The sequence below is a fragment of the Halobacillus litoralis genome (assembly GCF_004101865.1).
GTDB lineage: Bacteria > Bacillota > Bacilli > Bacillales > Halobacillaceae > Halobacillus > Halobacillus litoralis_A.
In genome coordinates, this window is record NZ_CP026118.1 from 1,917,410 (window position 1) to 1,938,674 (window position 21,265).

Genomic DNA, 21,265 nt, shown 5'->3' on the forward strand with positions numbered 1-21,265 from the left:
CAATATATCAAGAGAGCGTTTTCATGAGGATTGTTACTGTCTGACATGTCGTAATATACGTTCAAGATGTGAAAAAACCGGACTGAAAGACAGTCCGGTCTATAGGAGGGCATTATTGATTCCACGATGATCGTCCGGTGGTAACGCCTGAGGCTGTGTCCGTGGTAAGCATCCACCGACAAGCGATTAATGGGAAGCAACAGCGACTTTAATAGTCCCACTAGATTGAGAAGGATTTTTCAGTGACCACGTTTAAAGTTCTAATTTTTTTCTTAATCCTTTTACATAGTTACGGCTGACTGGAAGCTTCTCATCTGTGCCTTGCAGCTCAAGTTGATAGGCTCCATTGAACCATGGCGTCAATCGGTGAATGTGATCTAAATTGACAAGAAAACTTTTGTGGATCCTGAAAAATGAAAAACGATCCAACCGTTCCTCCACCTCTTTCAAAGCTGATTTCGTTTCATACACCTTCGTTTTACCGACAATTTTGGTGACTCTATCCTCTCGAGATACGTACATGATTTCATTCGGATTTAAGTAATCAATGGTATCTTCACCTTCTACAGCAAGTTTGGTGGGTTGCGGTTCCTGCGGTGGTGAAAATGCTCTCCGGTGCAGTTTTTTCTCTAGTCGTTGGATGGCCTCACCCAACTGTTCTTCATCAAAAGGCTTAAGTAGATAATCAAGTGCTTCATGACGGAATGCTTCCGCCGCAAAATCCGGATAAGCCGTGGCAAAGATAATTTCAGGGATTTTTTTCAGTTCGTGAACAGATCCCGACACAGCCATTCCATCCATCTTCGGCATTTCCACATCCAGGAAGAGAACATCTGGTTGCAATTGGAGAGTTTTCATGATGGCTTCATCACCTGAACCCGCTTCCCCGATCACTTCTATCTGTTCGTAAGTGTCTAATAAATAGCTCAGTTCTTCTCTGCTGAAACGCTCATCATCGACGATAAGTGCTTTGATTTTCTCTTTCATGCAAAGACCTCCTGCTCTGGAAGAGGAAGGAAAAAGGAAATGCATGTTCCATGTCCCTGGTTACTTGTGATGTGTAACTTGGCATCCTCCCCATGCATAAGTTCTAACCTTTTATTAACATTATAAAGGCCAAGGCCCGTACCATTCTCTGAATCGACCGATTGCAAACCGACCTTTTCCAGTCGTTCTGGATCTATTCCTGTTCCATTATCTTCGACCATGATGTGTACTCCTTTGCCTTGTCTGATGATTTTGATCAAAATCGTGGCATCGCCCTGTTGATCTTTGATGCCGTGCTTGATGCAATTTTCAACTAACGGTTGCAACGTCAATGGAGCGATTTTGGCTGAAAGGGCAGCTTCCTCCACTTCATACCGGACATGTAATTGATCGACAAACCGCGTTTCTTCTATGAGTAGATATGCTTTCACATGCTTCAATTCCTCTTTCAATGACGTCCATGTATTCGTCGTCGCCCCGAGGTTTTGTCTGAAGAATCTAGACAGAGCGATTAATAAAGAGCGAGCCCGATCCGGTTCACTTCTAGTCAATGAAACGATCACATTCAACGAATTGAATAAAAAGTGAGGATTCACTTGAGCTTGAAGTGCCTTCACTTCTGCTTCCCTAGCCAACTCCTCTGCTTTTTCAGCTTCTGCAAGCTCTAACTGCTGACTTAGCAAAGCACTTAAACCTTGAATTAATTCCAGCAAAACGTTTGAAACTTCTTTCTCTGAGTGAACATAGAACTTTAAGGTACCAACTACATTCTGACGTCTTCTCAACGGTACAATGACTGCAGCCCCAAGCGGACAATCCTGATTTTGACAATGGATATCGCCGTGGCGGGCTATTACCATTTCCCCTTTTTGAATCACTTCTCTTGTCGCATCCGTTTGAATCGGTATTCCGGATTTGTGATGATCGTCTGCCTGCCCGACATGAGCAAGGATTTTTTCATGATCAGTCATAGAAATTGCGCTTACTTGCACTTCATCATAAATAATTTGACAGGCTTGCTGAGCCGACACCTTCGTCAAGCCTTTTCGTAAGTGAGCTACTGTAGACTCTGCTAATTTAAGGGCTTTTTGTGCTTGTAGAGCTCCCGCTTTTTCTTCTTCATTCAACACGTTACGTATAATCAATAAGAAAAGTGCTGAACCGACCCCGTTAGCGACAATCATAGGTAACCCAATTTCTTGCACGAGAGACCAGGCACGTGAAAAAGGGGTGGAAACGAGCATTATGAGCCCCATTTGAACGGTTTCGGCTAAAGCGCCGATCAGGAGGGCTGTTTTCAGCTTCAATGGTTGTCCTTTTTTGTGAAAAAAGCCAGCTATGACACCTGCCACCACTGCAGAAATCCCACAGGCAAAACCTGTGAATCCTCCTAAGGAAAAGCGATGGAGTCCTGCAATCAACCCTGCCCCGATACCAATCCGGTAGCCTCCAAACAAGCCAGCTGCAACGATTCCGATGACGCGGGAATTCGCAAGCGCTTCTGACCCGCCTAAGTTATATGCCCACCTTCCGAATTCAACTGTAGCCGTATCATAAGTGATGCCTGTATAAGTACCGATAATTCCGAATAACCCAAATACACCAATCGCCGTATACTGTTGTTTATAATTCAATTTTTTTTGATCGATCAATTCTCGAAAGAATCGGAATCTCGTGATGATGAAAGCCACTGTGACAATGATGCCTAAACGCTCGAGCATCGGGAGAAACAATTCAAACATCGCTTCTCTTCCTCTCCTGCTGAATTTATTCTTATTGTAGCATGCTTGAAAACGTTTCATACAAAGGGGAGGAATCCAGCAGATTTTTTTGATACACTAAGGAAAAACGAGAGGTGATAGGATGACAACTAAAATAGCAATCCTTCAAATGGATATCGCTTTCGGAGATCCTGAAGCTAACCGAGAGCAAGCAACTGAAAAAATCAAAGAAGCTGCGAAAAAAAAAAGCGAGGTCATCTTGTTGCCTGAACTGTGGACGACAGGATATGACCTTTCCCGGTTCAACGAAATCGCAGAAGATATGAATGGTCCGACGCACCAGCTAATCAAAGATTTAGCCAGCCAGTACGGAGTGACCATCGCGGGTTCCATCGCTGAGAATGATGAGGGTCAATATTACAATACATTTGTAGCCTACAATGCAACTGGAGAAAGAATCTTGAAATATCGTAAGGCTCATTTGTTCCGCCTGATGAATGAAGAGAAACACCTTTTATCCGGAAATCAGAAAGGTAGTTTCACCCTTGAAAATGTCCCTGTTGCTGGAGTGATTTGTTATGATATCCGATTCCCCGAATGGATGCGCACCCACATGTTGAATGGCTCACGCGGGTTATTCGTCGTTGCCGAATGGCCAAAGCCAAGAGTCGATCACTGGCGCAACTTATTAATCAGCCGTGCTATTGAAAATCAATGCTTTGTAATCGCCTGCAACCGGGTCGGCGCAGATCCAAACAATACCTTCGGAGGCCATTCCATTGTCGTGGACCCATGGGGGAACGTAGTTGCTGAAGGTGGGGAGAATGAAGAAATTCTTTACGCGGAGATCGACTTCTCAGCGGTAGAGTCCATTCGTGAACAAATCCCGATTTTTCAGGACCGACGACCAGACTTATATGAATAAACAAATGTTCATTTCCATTGTGCCGCAGTTGGCAATTTTAAATTTGCAAAACCAAAAACCTTCAGGCGATTATTTAGCCTGAAGGTTTTCTTTATATGCTGCATCCTGGTAAAAATAGTTCGGTGTATCCATCCGGTCTTCATATGACGAATGAAAGATAGGAGTGGAAGCCGGGGATATCGGTGGGATCAGCCATGTCCAATCTCCTGTAGCCTGTCGACCACACGCATGCTCTTTTTTCTCAAACAATTGAAATTGCTGAGCAGCGGTATGATGATCGACCATGCTCACTTTATCCATTTTATAAGAATGAAGTACTGCTTGATTCAACTCCAGGAGAGCCCGATCTTTCCAAAGCGTCGTATTACGCTTCGTATCCAGCCCCATCCCCTCTGCTACAACAGGTAAAAGATTATAGCGGAACTCATCAGCTAAGTTTCTGGCGCCTATTTCTGTCTCCATATACCATCCGTTGAAAGGTGCGGCAGTATAATCAATTCCACCAATCTCTAAGCGCATATCCGAAATGATCGGAACGGCGTACCACTTTATTCCTAAAACCTCAAACCACTTGTATTCCGGGTGCCGAAGTGGAACTTCCTTCACTTTATCAGAGGGTATATCAAACCAATTCGGCGGACGGTCATCTACCTGTATGACAAGGGGCAGGACATCAAACGCCCCACCCTTTCCTTTCCATCCAAGTTGCTGGCACTTTTTTGTGAATGCAATTGAATCAGGGTCACCTATGATTGTATCGTTCACTTCATAACCTGCATACCTGACAAGCTGATGGTTCCATAATCGAATTTCATTCGCCTTTGTGCTTTGCCTGAATATCGTAATTGTTGAACGGACCCGTCCATTGTTCGTGGCATAATCCAAGTGATCGTATAATGCCTCACATATCTCTTCTTCAGTTTTCAAATGACGGGCATCAAAAACTTTAAGACTATTCCAGAACAATCGACCGATACAGCGATTGCTATTTCTCCAAGCTGCTTTCGCTCCATATTCCAACTCATCAAATGTATGTTCATAAGTACCTGTGTCTTGAATTTCTCTCTCTATAGTTTTCAGTCTCTGCTCCACTTTCAGCAGGTCAGACTCTCGATAGTATTGGCGGATGAACGCTTCTGCATTTCTATATAATTCGGTATCCAAAACATGATGCCTCCTGTACGTTGCTCTACCAATCGTATCACAAATCAGGTGCCCCCTATAATATAAAGAAGTTATTCCGCCCTTCTCGAAGCTTGCTGGAGAGGGTCCCAGACACTGTTATAGGGTGGAGCATAAGACAAATCAAGGTCCTGGAGCTCTTCCACCGTCATTTTATGAAAAAGTGCCGTCGCTAATACGTCAATCCGTTTATCTGTGCCTTCACCTCCAATGATCTGTCCTCCCAGGAGCTGGCGGGAATCCGTATGATAAACCAGTTTCAGTGTCATTGGATTTTTTTTAGAGTAGTACCCGGCTGCGTGGGTTGAATCAAGAGATACCGTCTTGTATGGAAGGTTTTCCAGTTTTGCTTCTCTCTCTGAAAGCCCTGTCCGTGCAAGGGTCAAATCGAAGAATTTCAAAATCGAAGTCCCCACTACACCTTGAAAAGCCTTTTTTTGGTTTATCATATTCAGTCCTGCAATTTGCCCTTGTTTATTGGCATGCGTACCAAGTGGAATATAGTCTCCTTTTTGTTTGATTCGATGATACTGGATCGCACAATCCCCCGCCGCATAAATATCCATAATGCTTGTTTCCATGAAGGCATTTACTTCGATGGCATCTTTTAGGCCCTTGTAAATTCCTGTTCCCTCCAGAAATGCGGAATTAGGAGTGACTCCTACGGCTGCTAAAACAAGGTCGGTCGCATATTCGCCTTTGTCTGTCACGACCCTTTCAACCTGTTCCTCACCTCTGAAGACTTCTACAGATTCTCCCAAATGCAGCTCGATTCCATTTCTTTTTGCTTCTTCGTGGACGAGTTCTCCCATCTCTTCATCGAAAATTTTTGCCAATTGTGGACCACGGTCGATGATTCGGACTCTTTTTCCGAGAGATGCGAAGCTCTCAGCCATTTCTAATCCGATATAGCCCCCGCCAATAATTGTGACCTGCCTTACCTCATGAGTGGTCGCTTTCATGATTCGTTCAATATCAGGAATAGTTTTTAAAGTATGAATTCCCTCCAAATGACGTCCTTCCCATGGTGGGACGACCGGAGACGCTCCAGTTGCAATTAGTAGACGATCATATTTTTCTTCAAATGATTCCCCTGTCTCCTGTTTCTTTCCATAAACGATTTTATGGTCGCAATCCACCTTCGTTACCGTATGAAGTGTTCTTACATCAATCCCATATTTAGACCGGAACCTCTCTGGTGTGCGCGCAATCAGATCCTCGGTCGCTTCTACGTCTCCACTCAATACATAAGGTAAGCCACATTGACCGTAGGAGGTGATCTCCCCTTTCTCGAACACCACAATTTCATGCTCCTGGCTATTCCTGACGATTTGCATCGCTGCACTCATACCTGCAGCGTCACCGCCTATAATGATATATCTCATAAAATCACTCCTTCTTCGTGCACATCTTTTTTCCTGTTTAACTTAATCTTCTATGCTTGTATTATTCCCACTCGAACATTCAGCATGTTACACTATCGATAATATCTTTTTGTTTGACTATTTAAAAAACACTTCTGAGGTGATCGCTATGAAACAGTTTCCGCAATCGAAAGCATTACAACGTCTTCCTGATCAATTCTTTGCAACACTCGTCAATAAATTAAATGCATTTGAAAGCAAAGGTCATGATGTATTGAATTTGGGGCAAGGAAACCCGGATCAACCGACTCCCGGGCACATTGTGAAATCCTTACAAGAAGCAGCTGAAAAGCCTGTTTACCACAAGTACCCTCCCTTCCACGGATTCGATTTCCTTAAAAAATCCGTTGCAGAATACTACAAAAATGAATACGATGTCGACCTCGATCCTAATACAGAGGTCGCCATCATGCCAGGGAGTAAAACAGGGCTCGTGGAATTAAGCCAATGCTTGCTGGACCCAGGTGATGTGGCTCTCGTTCCAGATCCTGGCTATCCGGATTATTGGTCTGGCATAGAAATGGTCGGCGCAACAATGAAATCCATGCCTTTACTAGCAGAAAATCAATTTCTTCCAGACTATGATCAGATTGATGAGGATAGCTGGAACAAAGCGAAAATGATGTTTCTTAATTACCCGAATAATCCCACCGGGGCCGTAGCTGATGCCTCTTTCTTCGAGAAAACTATTGCTGAAGCGGACAAACACGATGTATGTGTCGTCCATGATTTCGCATACGGTGCCATCGGATTTGATGGGGAAAAACCGTTGAGCTTCATGCAGATGGAAGGGGCAAAAGAGGTTGGTGTAGAGGTCTATACGATGTCTAAAACCTATAACATGGCAGGATGGCGCATGGCCTTTGTCGTTGGTAATCCTAGTGTCATCAATGCCATTGAACTGATCCAGGATCACTATTTCTGCAGCATTTTCGGAGCCCTTCAAGAAGCATCTTCAACAGCTTTGCTCAGTTCGCAGGAATGTGTAAACGACTTAAGAGATACTTATGAAACACGACGCGATCTCCTCGTTGGAGGGTTAGAGGCAGCCGGTTATAACGTGCAGCCATGTAAAGGTTCCTTTTTCGTCTGGTTGAAAGTACCTGAAGGCTATACTTCACAAAAGTTTGCAGATGACCTCCTTGAAAGTACTGGTCTTTTTGTTGCCCCGGGAATCGGCTTCGGTGATCATGGTGAAGGTTATGTACGAATCGGACTGAATAATTCAAATGAAACATTGGAAGATGCCGTTGAGCGTTTTAAACAGTTTGCCAATTCCTAAAATTCCACCCTGCATGCAAATGGCAAAGATAAAAGAAGTTCAGTTAAGGAGTACAAGTCCCCTTGTACTCCAAACCGAACTACACATTACAATTATTCTTAGTTTTCAGCATTTAAAACGGGAATTCACGGTATCCGTTCATGACTCCGATCCATTTGACCGTCGTGAATTTATCCAATGCCCATTCGCCGCCAAACCGGCCAGTGCCCGATTCTTTTTCTCCTCCAAAAGCCACGTGCGCTTCATCATTTACTGATTGATCATTAATGTGAATCATACCTGTTTCCACACGCTTCGCAACTTCCACTCCTCTGTGGACATTGCGGGTGAAGACTGATCCGCTTAAACCATAAGGCGTTCCATTCGCAACCTTTATCGCTTCTTCTTCTGAAGAGACTTTAATAATGGAAGATACAGGACCGAACATTTCCTTTTCAGCGACAGGCATATCGTTCGTAACCCCTGTCAAAACAGTCGGTTGAAAGACACTGCCATCCGCTTTGCCTCCTGTGAGCACTTCTGCTCCCTCTTCGATACTAGCATTGAGGTCTGCCTGGATTCGTTCCACTGCACCGCTATTAATGAGTGGACCAATAACTGTATCCCTTTCAGATGGATCTCCAACTTTCAAACTCTCGACCTTTTCTTTGAATCTTTCGATAAAATCCTCATGGACACTTTCATCAACAATAATCCGATTCAATGACATACAAATCTGCCCCTGGTGCAAATACTTTCCAAAAGCAGCTGCGTCAACGGCTTTATCAATATCAGCATCGTCCAGAACAATCATCGCATTGTTTCCACCAAGTTCAAGAGCAGTGTCCTTAATATATTTCCCTGCTAATTCTCCAATATGACTCCCGACTTCTGTAGAACCAGTGAAAGAAATCAACTTAGCTGCTGGATGGGTAACAAAAGCATCCCCGATTTCAGAACCTCGCCCTACGATGACATTAAGGACCCCCTGAGGGAATCCTGCTTCTTCAAAAAGATCCGCAATCAATAAACCCGAAGTAACCGGAGTCTCAGAAGCTGGCTTAACTACAACGGTATTTCCCGTGACAATAGCTGGAGCAATCGATCTCATCGCCAGGTGAAACGGGAAGTTCCATGGGCCAATCACACCGATGACTCCTTTAGGTGAACGGTATACTCTATTTTCTTTTCCTGGTGTATTCGATGGCAGAATTTGCCCTGTCATCCTTGTCGGGAAACTGGAAGCCTCCCGGATGATACCGGCAGCCGCTTGAAATTCCACTTCTGCTTTTATGAGTGTACTTCCTGCCTCTTTTACTAACCAATCAATGATTTCTTCTTTCCGTTCATTTACAACTTTGAGCAATTGATCAAAATAGTCTTGTTTTTGTGCTGGGGGTATTTCCATCCAGAATTTCTGAACTTCTTCCGCTGCACCATACGCTTCATTCAAATCATCTTCATTTGCTGAAGGAATGGACACAATCGTCTGCTGCGTATATGGATTGACATTGTCTACATACTTCTCACTTGAACCACTCTTCCATTGGCCGTTGATATATTGTTTAGTAAATGTCTTAGGACTCATAAATTCATACCTCCATTGGATACTGGTTACAGAGTTATGGTTCCCCTTATTGTATAGTGCAAAACAAGAGACGAAATCAAAGATTTATATTTTCATCAACATGTCCACATGGGGAATGCCATCTTCCAAATACACCTCTGACACTTCTTCAAAACCGAAAGATCCATAGAAATTCCGTAAATGTTCTTGGCCGTGCAGCCAGATATGATCTACTTCCAAATCTTTTTTCAAGAAATCAATAGCACGGTTCATTATCTCTGTCGCATAACCTTCTCCCCGGCTTCCTTGTGTAACTAATACTCTACCAATACTATGGTACGCCTGACCTTCATGTGGAGGTACGATACGGCAATAAGCGATCATCCGCTCCTCTTGTTCCAACCATATATGTAAACTGTCTTCGTCCCGTCCATCCACCTCTGGATATGGGCAGTTCTGCTCTACCACAAACACAGCCACTCTTACCATCAATATTTTGTATAATTCCTCCTTCGTCAATTCATCAAACCGCTTCTGCACCCAATTCATCCTCATCACCTTTTCCTTTCATACGTTATTACAAATATACTAAACCCTTTGAATATTGACAAAATAAAGAGATTTATTTCACCACATATTTTTCGTTTGAAAGTATAGCGGGGAGGGGAAGATATGGTTACAGCCTATCACCATCGAAAGGAGGAGAGCTATTATATTTATGAACTTATTACCACCATCAGTAAAAAAGTATTTTCAGATGTCCAAACGTCAACGGAGACATGAAGTACAGATGACTTTATGGTACATGCCTTTTTATTACATTTTGTTGGCTGTTTTATTCGTTGCTGTGACACTGGTCCTTGACTTAGTTTTGGAAATCAACCAATATACGTATCAATTCTTTCAAGTCAATGCAGAAATAACCAGAATACTAGTCAGCACTTTAATCGGAGGCATCTTGACACTTAGTGCCTTCACATTAAACTCCTTGCTTGTCGTTCTTACCACATTCAGTGGCCAGTTCTCCCCCCGGATGCTGCTTAACTTTGTAGCAGACAAGCGTACACAACACGCGCTCGGAGTATTTAATGGGAATTTTGTATATGTTCTTTTAGTATTTCTTTTCATAGGTAATACAGAGCGTGAAACCTATGTTGCCGTTCCCATTGCAACAATATTCTTAGCATTCACATCTGCAGTCACGTTCATCTACTTTATCAATCATGCAACCACTTGGATGCAGGTCCATAACATCACCGATACGATGAAAAAATCGTCCGAAAAAATCATTAACCAAACTTTACGCAAGGATTTGGAACAATACCGTACCAAAGAACCCGGTGATCTATTGGAAGAAGAAAGAAAGAAAGCGATAAGCATAAAAGCGCACCGTTCCGGCTATATCCAATTAGTGGACTATCGGAGTATGATTGCTGAGGCTCGAAAAGATAACATTCTTATTCAATTCCATTCTCAAATTGGAGATTATATCCTTAAAGAAAACCAGTTGCTCAGCTATTGGGGGCCAGGATCTGAAAACATCGATGAGGAAAAGTATTGTAAGATGATCAATATCGGTCATAAAGAAACGGAATTGCAGGATATCCAAATGGGTATGCATAAGCTCGCAGAAATAGCGATCAAGTCATTGGGAAATGATGACCCAAAGTCCGCAATCAACACGCTTCATCAAATGGCAGAATTGATGCTCACTGTCGAGGATTACATTACTTTCACACCTTATTTGATGGATAAAGAGGAACAGGTGAGAGTTATTCTACTGAATGAGTCCTTCGCTTCCTACGTATACCGTGGCTTTGGCTATATTCGTCACTATGCACGTGATAATCATTTGATCATCACTGAAATGGTTGATGCTCTTGCGTTGGTTGCTGAATCTATCGACGAATCCAAACATCAGATGCTTTGGGAATTTGCATGCAATACTCTGGATCACATTGAAACTAAAGTCATCTATGAACTCGACAAAACTTTCCTGCTTGAAGCCGTTGAACGTCTGGCGGACATCACAGGTCACCAGCTCGACTACTATGCTATTCATCGACGCTTCTATCCTGTAAGTTGATAGGTATGTAAACAAACAGTAACGTCCAGCCACATCAGGCTGGGCGTTTTCTAACTTATGGGCTGTATCCTGTTATGAATAAAGTGCTTCCTTTCTTCTTAATCGGACATGTGCTCCTCTCTCTGGAATCAGGTGGTGCTAATATGGAAAGCCTAGGAAAATCAACATCATTGACAAATGTTCCATCATTTCATAAATTAAATATATGCACATATGCTCATACATTATAAGGAGGTGTAAAAATGAGCCATCATCACCACCATCATGTCGATTCAACTACCGGAAAAATTAAAATCGCTTTTTTCTTGAACTTCGCTTTCACGATCATTGAATTGATTGGCGGTATTCTAACAAACAGCATGGCTATCTTATCAGATGCTTTGCATGATTTAGGGGACTCATTATCACTTGGTTTAGCTTGGTTCTTACAAAAATTTTCTAATAAAGATCATTCTCCGCAATTTTCTTTCGGGTACAGGCGTTTTTCATTGCTTGCTGCTTTAATCAACAGTGTCGTATTGATTGTCGGATCTGTTTTCATTTTGACAGAAGCTGTACCCAGGTTATTGAATCCGGAACAACCGAACGCCGGAGGTATGATTCTCTTATCCCTATTGGGGATCGTCGTCAATGGTGCCGCGGTTTTCAAGCTTAGAGGCGGGGATTCAATGAACCAAAAAGTGATGACATGGCATATGTTGGAGGATGTCCTTGGATGGTTGGCTGTCCTTATAGTCAGTGTAATCATGTTTTTTACAGACCTGCCAATTCTTGACCCTATAGCTTCTATAGGAATTACGCTTTTCATCCTTTACAATGTTATCAAAAACCTTGTCCAGACGATGCGGCTCTTTTTAGAAGGGGTCCCGAACCATATCGATTTGGATGACCTTATTACAAAAATAAACAAGATCCAGCACGTCAACTCCACTCACCATACCCATTTATGGTCTATGGACGGAGAGAACCATGCGTTTTCCACTCATATTGTTGTACCCGCTGCCGCCACTAAGCAGGAGGTTTGCAACGTGAAAGAACAAGCGAAAGAAATCCTTGGCCCGATTAAATTGGAGCATGTCACCATCGAGATCGAATACGAAGATGAATCATGTTCCCTTTCATAGCACGAAAGTGGAACCGGCCACTTAACAGCATAAGCACACCTTTGAAGTGACGGGAGTTTTCGCAACAGCAAAAGGCTTGCTTATGCCCTCGAGGAGTTCCCAAAACCAAAGAAGGGGTCAGCAATCTGCTGACCCCTTCTTCTTACAAATCTAAGGTTTCTGGTGTATCTCCATCAGCATTCATCAAACGGATATTTTCCGGCATGACCTCAAGAACGATGTAGTCAGGGTCTCCTTTTCCAGTGAACCAGCGTTCCATTCGCTCAGACCAAAGCCAATCTTTGATTTTTTGATCATCTCGAATTTTTGCTTGTCCTTCGACTTCCAAATAGCTGTCTCCGTACCCATCCCCTTCATAACCGATAAGGATATGGACATGAGGATTCGCTTCAATTTCTTCCGCTTTATGTGTTTCTTTATTGGTTGGCGTGTAGAAAGTAAATTCATCATCATTGAAAAACGTCATGAAGCGAGAATGTGGCTTCTGATCTTTGACAGTCGCAAGCGTTCCTACAGTGTGTTGATCCATGATGTTATAAATTTTCTTTTTCAATTGTTCTTGATTCAAAGGGAAGCTCCTTTCTGTAATCCTTGTTATTCAGTACAGTTTCAGTTTTCCCTGAAAGAAAAGAGATAAACCAACAGATGGGTCGATAACATGCTCTAAGGCATCAAGGGTATGCTATAGTATATAGTCATCACTTTGTCATTCTTTTTTCCCATAACCTGTTTTTTCGGCTATGTTATTCTTTTACACTAGAACAAGGATTTATAATTCTCAGGAGGAACACCAATGATTTCAGCAAATAAATCGATAATGAAATGGCTCTCTCTTCTGGTAGGTTCCATTCTAATCGGGTTGATTTTCTTTATGATCAATTCCAAATCCAGCAGCTCAGAACCTATTGATAAAGAGGAAATGACCCCGACCCTCTTTATCCACGGATACAAAGGAGGTCCTAGAAGCTTCCAAACGATGATTGACCGGATGCAAAGCCTGGAATGGGGGAAAAAGCAGATGGTTATTTATGTAGCATCAGACGGCGACCTAACCATTCAAGGTGGTATCCAACAATCCAGAACCCCATTCATTCAAGTGTTGTTTGAGAACAACCGGGCCAGCATTAATAGCCAAACGCATTGGCTTGAAGGTATCATGCAGCGGTTGAAATATGACTACGAAATACAGCAAGTAAATATCATCGGACATTCAATGGGTGGATTAATTTCTGCCAATTACCTTTTGAACGCTCAAGAATTCACAGCTCCTAAAGTCGAAAAACTGGCCGTTATCGCAAGCCCGTTCAAAGGCATTAGCAAAGAAGGATATTTTAAATCAAACTATGGAGAAGCAACCACAGACTTACAGCCAAAATCAGAAGCATTAGTACAGATGATTGAAAAAAAGAATCAATTCCCTCCCCATGTTGATGTACTGGCCATAGCAGGCATCATCAACAAAGAAGCCCCAGAACAACTCCATTGGGATGGACTTGTCCACGCATCAAGTGTAAAAGGATTACAGGATATTGTCCCATTCGGCCAATATCAAGAAGAAATGGTTTATAACAAACAAGCATCACATTCAGGGCTCCATGAGCTAGCTGAAGTAGACCTTCTGCTCGGTAAATTTCTTTGGGAACAGCAAAACTAAACAAAAGGAACCGGGACCTACTCAAAGGACCCGGTTCCTTTTATTTTCTATGCAGCACTTCATAGAACTCTACGAACGCTTGAAAGATGGAAATAGACTGAAAGACCATCAAACCCAATGCTGTCAGCGAGAAAAATCCGATAAACACGAACCGAATGGACAAGAATGTTTGGACCCATGCCATCACATTCACCCTCCTCATGTTTGAATTTATGAGAAGGTCTTTAAAATCATACAGCCTTTTTCACTCCGTTATCCATTTTTCTCAAATATGAATAACCACATAAATGTCAGAGCCTGTTTCATTTCTTCATCAAGCGTATGTAAATGGGTTTCTTCTACCCCCCGCTTATAGACTCCTTGACCGTCAATACACTTCCACCCTGTTTCCTCTGCCATTTTTCTTAATTCCCAGGGCATCATCGTATTACAGATCACCTCTTCCCCATAAAGCCTACGGTAACTGTTAATCCTCGGCATAGCTGTCGGGCCAAGCAAACCGATACATAGACGGCCGCCGGGTTTTAAGATCCTCTTTATTTCTTCCAGCCCTTTGTAGGGGGTTTCAATCCATTCAAGTGAATTGATGGCCATGGCTCCATCGAATTGTTCTGATTGAAATGGTAAATCCGTCAAATCCCCCTGAACAAACGATAAACCTTCATTCTGGATACGTGAGTTCGCCCGTTCAATCATATCCTTTGATAGGTCTACTCCCGTAACTTCAAACCCTTCCTGAAAGAGAAGATAGGATCCGAAACCATCCCCACACCCTAAATCAGCGATAGCCCCTTTCCCTATATGTTGTTTTAAAAAAGGAACGATTGTACTTCTGCTTCCTTCTTCCCACATCACCCGACTTTTCGAGCTCCACATTTCTGAACGATCATCCCATTGTTTTTCCGCTTCTTCATGCCAATTAAATTCGCTTCCCATCGCTCTAATCCCCCTTCATATTATCTTTCATCCCAGCTTTCATTATAAAGAAACATTGCTTTTTTTCATAAGAATTCAGTATGCATCAATATAATTCAAAGAAAAAAGAGTTGCATGATTTCTGCTTCTCCGTTATGATTAAAACACAATATAAGCTAACAATTTAAAAAAACACACCTATATATAGTATTTACGAATGAAAGATGCCACAAGGCTTAATAGGGAATCCGGTTAAAGTCCGGAGCTGCCCCCGCAACTGTAAACACTCGCGAAATGGAGGTTCCACTGTGTCAACGCACGGGAAGGATCAGAGTAAGATCGAGTGTCAGCCAGGAGACCTGTCTTTGTTCGTCGGTAGTTTCAACTTCTTCGGGGATTGAGAAGATGAAACGATGGAACGAGGACATACTGAACGCTTTCCTCTCTTCGTTCCATGGTTTCATCCGCTCATTTCCGTGAGCGGATTTTTTTGTGTTATTTATCAAAGTTGATATTCCTGAAACTCGATTCTTCATTTTTATTACCGTAATTAGTGGAATTATCGACAAGAATAAGAATAGACACAGTTATGATAAAAGGAGTGACAAAATGAGTGTACTTACGAAAGAGACCCATTGGAAGGAAAAAATGACCAAGTGGAAGAATGATTATCCGAAACTTGAACTCCAGCGACTCATTGATAAATTACCCGACCTGGGATTTGCGCAATTGAACGAAGCAGAACAGTCAAAAACTTTAATCCTGGAATGCCTGGCCGAAGTGGATGAAACTGAACCTGGCTGGACCTTCGTCGCTAGTCGTATTCTGCTTGAACAAATGTATGAAGAGGCCGTCATGAACAGAAACACAAACGAACCTTATCAAGATTTTTTTGGTTTGATTGAACGTTTGATCAATGAAGAAATTTACTCCACGAATCTTCTTACATACTACACAAAAGCGGAAATTGATGAACTTTCCTTTGCGATCGACCCGGAATGCGACCGTCAATTCACTTATATCGGTTTGAAGACACTGAGTGACAGATACATCGCCCGTAGTAAGAAGGGGGAATTTTATGAACTTCCCCAGGAGAGGTTTATGATCATAGCCATGGTCCTCATGTCTCAAGAAGAAACACACAAACGAATCGACTTAGTGAAAGAAGCTTATTGGGCGCTGAGTCATTTGTATATGACTGTAGCTACCCCCACTCTTGCAAACGCCGGAAAAAGGTACGGACAGCTAAGCTCCTGCTTTATTGATACCGTCGATGACAGCTTACAATCGATTTATGACAGCAACACAGATATCGCTAATTTAAGTAAACATGGAGGCGGAATCGGTGTTTACTTAGGTAAAATCAGAAGTCGTGGCAGCGACATACGCGGTTTCAAGGGTGTTTCTTCAGGAGTGATCCCTTGGATGAAGCAATTGAATAATACGGCTGTAAGCGTAGATCAACTCGGTCAACGTCAGGGGGCCATTGCTGTTTATTTAGATGTCTGGCATAAAGATATTTTCCCATTTTTAGATAGTCGGTTGAACAATGGGGACGAACGGCAGCGTACCCATGATTTATTTACTGGAGTTTCTATCCCTGATTTGTTCATGGAGACTGTAGAAAAACGCGAAGATTGGTATTTATTCGATCCTCATGAAGTTAGAGAAGTGATGGGTTTTTCATTGGAAGATCATTTTGATGAAGAACGCGGCAAAGGATCTTTTCGGGAAAAGTATTTTCAGTGTGTCGACCACCCTGCCCTATCAAAAACAACCGTGCCAGCCATCGAGATCATGAAGAGAATTATGGTCGGCCAGCTCGAAACAGGTACACCATATATGTTTTACAGAGATGAAGTAAACCGAATGAATCCTAACCACCACGTGGGTATGATCTACTGCAGCAATCTTTGTACAGAAATCGCTCAAAACCAAAGCCCGACTACCCAAAACGAACAATACGTGGAAGATGGAAAGATAATCACCGTCCAAACACCAGGTGAATTCGTCGTCTGTAATTTATCAAGTATCAACTTAGGAAAAGCGGTACCAGAAGGTGTATTAAAGCGACTGATACCGATACAAGTCCGCATGCTTGATAATGTTATTGAACAAAATACGATCCCTGTGCTTCAAGCCCAATTGACGAACCAAAACTACCGCGGCGTGGGACTTGGTACATTCGGGTGGGCCCACTTGCTTGCGAAAAAGAAAATCGCCTGGGAATCAGAAGAGGCACTGGACTATACGAAAGAAGTGTATGAGGCTATCGCTTATTATGCGATTGAAGCAAGCAGTGATTTGGCCGTTGAAAAAGGCAGTTACCCCCTTTTCGAAGGATCCGACTGGCAAAATGGGGATTTTTTTGTTAAACGAACGTTTGACCAATACGGTTCATGGAACTGGAAAGCCTTAAAAGACAAGGTTGCTCGGGACGGTATGAGAAATGGCTACCTTCTTGCGGTGGCTCCAAACTCCAGTACATCTTTAATTGCAGGCAGCACAGCCAGCATTGACCCAATCTTTAAGAAGTTTTATTCCGAAGAGAAAAAAGACTACAAGATTCCCGTCACCGCCCCTGACTTGAATCATGAAACGTATGGCTACTATAAATCAGCATATGAGATCGACCAGCATACGAGTATCCATCAAAATAGCATACGCCAAAAATTCATTGATCAATCAATCTCTTTCAATATCTATGTAACGAACACGATCCAGGCAAAAGAATTATTAGCTATCCATTTGGATGCTTGGAAAAAAGGCTTAAAAACGACTTATTATACCAGGTCCACGTCAAGTCAAGGCGAGTATGACGACTGCGAAAGTTGCTCATCATAACAAGGAGGTAATCTTAATGGAGACGATACAAAAACGGAAATTAGTCGACCACGAAGCTCCGAACGCATCTACAGGAATAATTAACGGAAAAAGCTCGAACGTGCTGAATTGGGATCATACTCGTTTTGCTTGGGCCTATCCGATGTATAAAAACATGCTTTCCAACTTTTGGATTCCGAATGAAATCAATATGAGCAATGACTTGAAACAATGGCCGGAGCTCTCTGAAAAAGAACAAGCGTCATTTAAAAAAATAATCGGACTGCTCGCTTTTCTCGATTCCATTCAAACAGATTACTCAGGTAAAATTGCTGATTATTTAACGGACTCGAGCCTTTCTGCTTTGATGCAAGTACTCGCTTTTCAGGAAGTCGTCCATAACCAATCTTATTCCTATGTTCTCTCCTCTCTGGTGGACCAAGGTGAACAAGAGAGAATTTTCGAGTACTGGAAGCATGATGAAGTTCTGTTGGAGAGAAATCAATTCATTACAGATGGCTACCAGGAATTCGATGAAAATCCATCGATTGATACATTCCTGCGCTCGATTGTCTATGATGTTGTATTAGAAGGATTGTTCTTTTACGCTGGCTTCGCTTTTTTCTACAATTTGGCCAGGAACAATAAGATGGTCTCAACAAGCACAATGATCAACTATATCAATAGAGATGAACAAATACACGTGAATTTATTTTCAAGGATTTTCAAAGAAACATTGAATGAAAACCCAGAGTTAGACCGTGAAATGTATCTGACATTCGTAACAGAAACATTCACAAAAGCGGCGGAACTTGAAATCAAATGGGCCCATCACATCATTGGTGAGCAGTTCCCCGGAATCCCGATCACGGACCTAGAAGATTACATCCGGTTCATGGCTAATACGAGAAGCCGTCAGTTAGGTGCAGAAAAACCTTTTCCTTCTTATAAAAAGAACCCATTAAAATGGATACGCGCCTACCAGGAAGTGGATGAAGGGAAATCCGACTTCTTTGAGCAAAAATCCAGACAATATACGAAAGTATCTGACAGTAACGGATTTGACGACTTATAACACAGATGAACTACTAATAACTACCACCTCAAGCCATCCAGAAAATGGATGGCTTGAGGTGGTTTTTTTATCCAAACAAAACTTGATGTCAACTTTTCTTACATAAACTTCGAAAAACCTGTTGATTTTTCAGAATATTTACTTTATGATTATATTTATTCATTACTTAATGTGTTAGAAAAGCTAACATAATCTTAAGGAGGACATTTTCCATGAAGAAAGTGGAAGCGATCATTCGGCCCGAAGCGTTCCAAACATTACGACAGAACCTGGATGAAATAGGTGTCAAAGGGCTGACTGTATCAGAAGTCGCAGGATGTGGACAGCAAAAAGGCCAGGAGGGGATTTTCAGAGGCAGTCGCTTCGAGGTCAAATTATATCCGAAAGTAAAAGTGGAAATGGTGGTCGAAAACCATGAACTCGGATCGATCATCGATGTCATCATGGACACTTGCGCTACCAACGAAGTGGGTGACGGAAAAGTATTTGTATCCACCATTGATGAAGTGTTCCGTATCCGCACAGGAGAAACCGGTAAAGAAGCATTAATTTAATTATCATCCCGGAAGGAAGGGTTCAATTATGAAGAAGATTATTCCATTGTTTTTATTTTCGATTCTCGCTTTCCCTATGATTGCTAGTGCTGAAACAGCCGTGACTGCCGAATCTGTTTTGCAGTCTTTGGATATGGCCTGGATTATGATTGCAGCATTCTTAGTATTCTTCATGCACGCAGGCTTCGCCATGGTAGAATCGGGTTTTACCCGATCCAAAAACGCACTTAATATTTTGATGAAAAACTTCATGACCATGTCCATTGCTTCCGTACTTTATTTCGTTGTCGGATATGGCATTATGTTCGGAACATCTGGCGGAGGAATAATCGGAATTGATGGCTTTCTGCTAAGTGGCCAGGAAGATCAAATCGGCTTCTTTGTTTTCCAAGCCGTTTTCGCAGCCACCTGTGCCACCATCATTTCAGGTGCAGTTGCTGAACGTATCAAACTCGGTTCTTACCTTCTGCTTACCGTAGTTATGACAGGTTTCATCTACCCCGTAGTCGGTCACTGGGTCTGGGGTGGAGGTTGGTTATCCGAGCTTGGTTTTGTCGACTTTGCAGGTTCAACCGTCGTTCACTTGACAGGAGCTCTCGGTGCTATCGTTGCTGTCATGTTCTTAGGACCGCGCCTTGGTAAATATAGCGGAAAAACAGTGAACGTCATCCCGGGACATAATATCCCACTTGGTGCATTAGGTGTATTCATTCTTTGGTTCGGCTGGTTCGGTTTCAATGGAGGAAGTACATTAGCTGCTGACCCATCTCTGGTCCCTTCCGTAATCGCAACTACACTACTTTCAGCATCAGCTGGAATCATCGGTTCTGGCTTTTACTCTTATGCCAAATTCAAAAGGATTGACGCTTCTCTGACATTAAACGGTGCACTAGCTGGTCTGGTAGGTATTACAGCCGGAACTGCAAATGTTTCATTGATCGGAGCGATCATCATCGGTTTAATCGCTGGTGTCATCCTTGTCGAAGCAGTACAATTCCTTGATCGTATCGCTCGTATCGATGACCCTGTAGGTGCCATCGCCGTTCACGGTGTTTGCGGAATCTGGGGAACCTTAGCTGTCGGATTCTTTTCAGTTGAAGGTGGACTCTTCTATGGGGACGGCCTTAGCCTGCTAGGAATCCAAGCGGTAGGGATTTTAGCAGTCATCGCGTGGACAATGCTAACAACAGGCATCGTGGTTTTCATCATTAAAAGTACAGTCGGCATCCGCGTGTCCAGACAAGAAGAAGTTTCCGGACTCGATTTTTCCGAGCATGGATCTACCGCATACGAATCCAGCAGAGGAATCTTCAATGAAAACTACAACCCTCGTGTGGATGCAGATTTCGGTGTTGGATTATTGCATCGCTTAGACAGCTTGAACAACGACCAAAAACCAAAAAAAGAACGAACCGCCCAATAAAAAAACCACCTCAGGTCATCCATAAAATGGATGACCTGAGGTTTTTCTATTAGTTCGTATTGTCTATTTCACGAACATACGTTCTTATTTTTAACGAAATATGGTATCCTTGTATATAGATACCGTTCTCTACCTCTATTTGAGGAACGTGATAGAAAGGGAGTGATGCCATCTATGAGCACATATGAAGCTCTGATGATCATGTTGGCGTTTGGAACATTCATTATTACACTCCTTGCGCTCATCATCAAAATGAACAATAAAAATTAGACCCTCACTCAACGAGAGGGTCTAAAGCTTAAAACCATATCGAACGGTATCTTACGGCGACAGATGCAGCTGTCGCCGTATTTATCTTTATTATAGCACAAATAAAAGAGAACAAAAGGAAGAAAGGGACTCTCTTCATCCATTACCCTACACGATGATTATCCGGCTAATCGACAATACTTTACTTTTTTCATCAAGTTTCACGTGAAACATTTTTACAATCCTTCATTAATTAATATTGATGTCTCTCCAGGAATATACAGCAAATATTAAA

The 21,265-nt window shown here is 42.5% G+C and carries 19 protein-coding genes and 1 riboswitch; of the genes, 10 read left to right on the forward strand and 9 right to left on the reverse strand.

Annotated elements, in window-relative coordinates; genetic code table 11:
* Positions 1-252: 252 nt before the first annotated feature.
* Both HLI_RS09635 and HLI_RS09640 read right to left on the reverse strand, forming a co-directional pair.
* Complete coding sequence (locus HLI_RS09635; protein WP_128524781.1) at positions 253-987, reverse strand: LytR/AlgR family response regulator transcription factor; 735 nt, start codon at positions 985-987, stop codon at positions 253-255.
* Positions 984-2,729, reverse strand: a complete 1,746-nt coding sequence (locus tag HLI_RS09640; RefSeq protein ID WP_128524782.1) for a sensor histidine kinase — start codon at positions 2,727-2,729, stop codon at positions 984-986. Before HLI_RS09640 ends, HLI_RS09635 begins: the two co-directional genes overlap by 4 nt.
* Positions 2,730-2,850: 121 nt before the next feature.
* On the opposite strand from HLI_RS09640, the gene HLI_RS09645 reads away from it, so the two are divergent.
* The gene (locus HLI_RS09645; protein ID WP_128524783.1) at positions 2,851-3,633 is read left to right on the forward strand and encodes a carbon-nitrogen family hydrolase; all 783 of its coding nucleotides are present in this window, start codon (positions 2,851-2,853) and stop codon (positions 3,631-3,633) included.
* 69 nt (positions 3,634-3,702) lie between these two features.
* Here the strand turns inward: HLI_RS09645 and HLI_RS09650 are convergent, their stop codons facing one another.
* Positions 3,703-4,797: a nitric oxide synthase oxygenase gene (locus HLI_RS09650; protein WP_128524784.1), complete on the reverse strand. Its 1,095-nt coding sequence runs from the start codon at positions 4,795-4,797 to the stop codon at positions 3,703-3,705.
* 71 nt (positions 4,798-4,868) lie between these two features.
* Entirely contained in the window at positions 4,869-6,200 is a 1,332-nt protein-coding gene (locus HLI_RS09655) for a CoA-disulfide reductase (RefSeq protein ID WP_128524785.1), read from the reverse strand.
* Between the two features lie 148 nt (positions 6,201-6,348).
* Here HLI_RS09655 and HLI_RS09660 point away from each other — a divergent pair, with 148 nt between their 5' ends.
* Positions 6,349-7,521, forward strand: coding sequence for a pyridoxal phosphate-dependent aminotransferase (locus HLI_RS09660; protein ID WP_128524786.1), 1,173 nt, complete (start codon positions 6,349-6,351; stop codon positions 7,519-7,521).
* A gap of 112 nt (positions 7,522-7,633) precedes the next feature.
* On the opposite strand, the gene HLI_RS09665 is transcribed toward HLI_RS09660, so the two are convergent.
* Both HLI_RS09665 and HLI_RS09670 read right to left on the reverse strand, forming a co-directional pair.
* Positions 7,634-9,088, reverse strand: coding sequence for an aldehyde dehydrogenase family protein (locus HLI_RS09665; RefSeq protein WP_128524787.1), 1,455 nt, complete (start codon positions 9,086-9,088; stop codon positions 7,634-7,636).
* A gap of 84 nt (positions 9,089-9,172) precedes the next feature.
* A complete protein-coding gene (locus HLI_RS09670) occupies positions 9,173-9,616 on the reverse strand; it encodes a GNAT family N-acetyltransferase (RefSeq protein ID WP_128524788.1) in 444 nt (147 codons plus the stop codon).
* Between the two features lie 169 nt (positions 9,617-9,785).
* Between HLI_RS09670 and HLI_RS09675 the strand changes: the two genes are divergently transcribed.
* Entirely contained in the window at positions 9,786-11,153 is a 1,368-nt protein-coding gene (locus HLI_RS09675) for a DUF2254 domain-containing protein (protein WP_241655972.1), read from the forward strand.
* 242 nt (positions 11,154-11,395) lie between these two features.
* The gene (locus HLI_RS09680) at positions 11,396-12,277 is read left to right on the forward strand and encodes a cation diffusion facilitator family transporter (RefSeq protein WP_128524790.1); all 882 of its coding nucleotides are present in this window, start codon (positions 11,396-11,398) and stop codon (positions 12,275-12,277) included.
* A 142-nt stretch (positions 12,278-12,419) separates the two neighbouring features.
* Here HLI_RS09680 and HLI_RS09685 read toward each other — a convergent pair whose 3' ends face one another.
* Complete coding sequence (locus HLI_RS09685) at positions 12,420-12,845, reverse strand: pyridoxamine 5'-phosphate oxidase family protein (RefSeq protein WP_128524791.1); 426 nt, start codon at positions 12,843-12,845, stop codon at positions 12,420-12,422.
* Positions 12,846-13,070: 225 nt separating this feature from the next.
* Between HLI_RS09685 and HLI_RS09690 the strand changes: the two genes are divergently transcribed.
* On the forward strand, positions 13,071-13,931 hold the full coding sequence (locus HLI_RS09690) for an alpha/beta fold hydrolase (protein ID WP_164908531.1): 861 nt from the start codon (positions 13,071-13,073) through the stop codon (positions 13,929-13,931).
* 40 nt (positions 13,932-13,971) lie between these two features.
* Here HLI_RS09690 and HLI_RS21595 read toward each other — a convergent pair whose 3' ends face one another.
* Positions 13,972-14,118 carry a hypothetical protein gene (locus tag HLI_RS21595; RefSeq protein WP_164908430.1) on the reverse strand — a complete coding sequence of 49 codons (147 nt, stop codon included), beginning with the start codon at positions 14,116-14,118 and terminating at the stop codon, positions 13,972-13,974.
* 65 nt (positions 14,119-14,183) lie between these two features.
* The gene (locus tag HLI_RS09695; RefSeq protein ID WP_128524792.1) at positions 14,184-14,867 is read right to left on the reverse strand and encodes a class I SAM-dependent methyltransferase; all 684 of its coding nucleotides are present in this window, start codon (positions 14,865-14,867) and stop codon (positions 14,184-14,186) included.
* 183 nt (positions 14,868-15,050) lie between these two features.
* Positions 15,051-15,227, forward strand: a riboswitch (cobalamin riboswitch).
* A 228-nt stretch (positions 15,228-15,455) separates the two neighbouring features.
* Here HLI_RS09695 and HLI_RS09700 point away from each other — a divergent pair.
* The 5 genes from HLI_RS09700 (at position 15,456) to HLI_RS09720 (ending at position 20,991) form a co-directional block, all read left to right on the forward strand.
* The gene (locus HLI_RS09700) at positions 15,456-17,690 is read left to right on the forward strand and encodes a ribonucleoside-diphosphate reductase subunit alpha (protein WP_128524793.1); all 2,235 of its coding nucleotides are present in this window, start codon (positions 15,456-15,458) and stop codon (positions 17,688-17,690) included.
* Positions 17,691-17,706: 16 nt separating this feature from the next.
* On the forward strand, positions 17,707-18,744 hold the full coding sequence (locus HLI_RS09705; RefSeq protein WP_128524794.1) for a ribonucleotide-diphosphate reductase subunit beta: 1,038 nt from the start codon (positions 17,707-17,709) through the stop codon (positions 18,742-18,744).
* A gap of 212 nt (positions 18,745-18,956) precedes the next feature.
* Positions 18,957-19,298 carry a P-II family nitrogen regulator gene (locus HLI_RS09710; protein ID WP_128524795.1) on the forward strand — a complete coding sequence of 114 codons (342 nt, stop codon included), beginning with the start codon at positions 18,957-18,959 and terminating at the stop codon, positions 19,296-19,298.
* Positions 19,299-19,326: 28 nt separating this feature from the next.
* Entirely contained in the window at positions 19,327-20,721 is a 1,395-nt protein-coding gene (locus HLI_RS09715) for an ammonium transporter (protein WP_128524796.1), read from the forward strand.
* Positions 20,722-20,895: 174 nt separating this feature from the next.
* Positions 20,896-20,991 carry a putative holin-like toxin gene (locus HLI_RS09720; protein ID WP_128524797.1) on the forward strand — a complete coding sequence of 32 codons (96 nt, stop codon included), beginning with the start codon at positions 20,896-20,898 and terminating at the stop codon, positions 20,989-20,991.
* Positions 20,992-21,265: the final 274 nt, after the last annotated feature.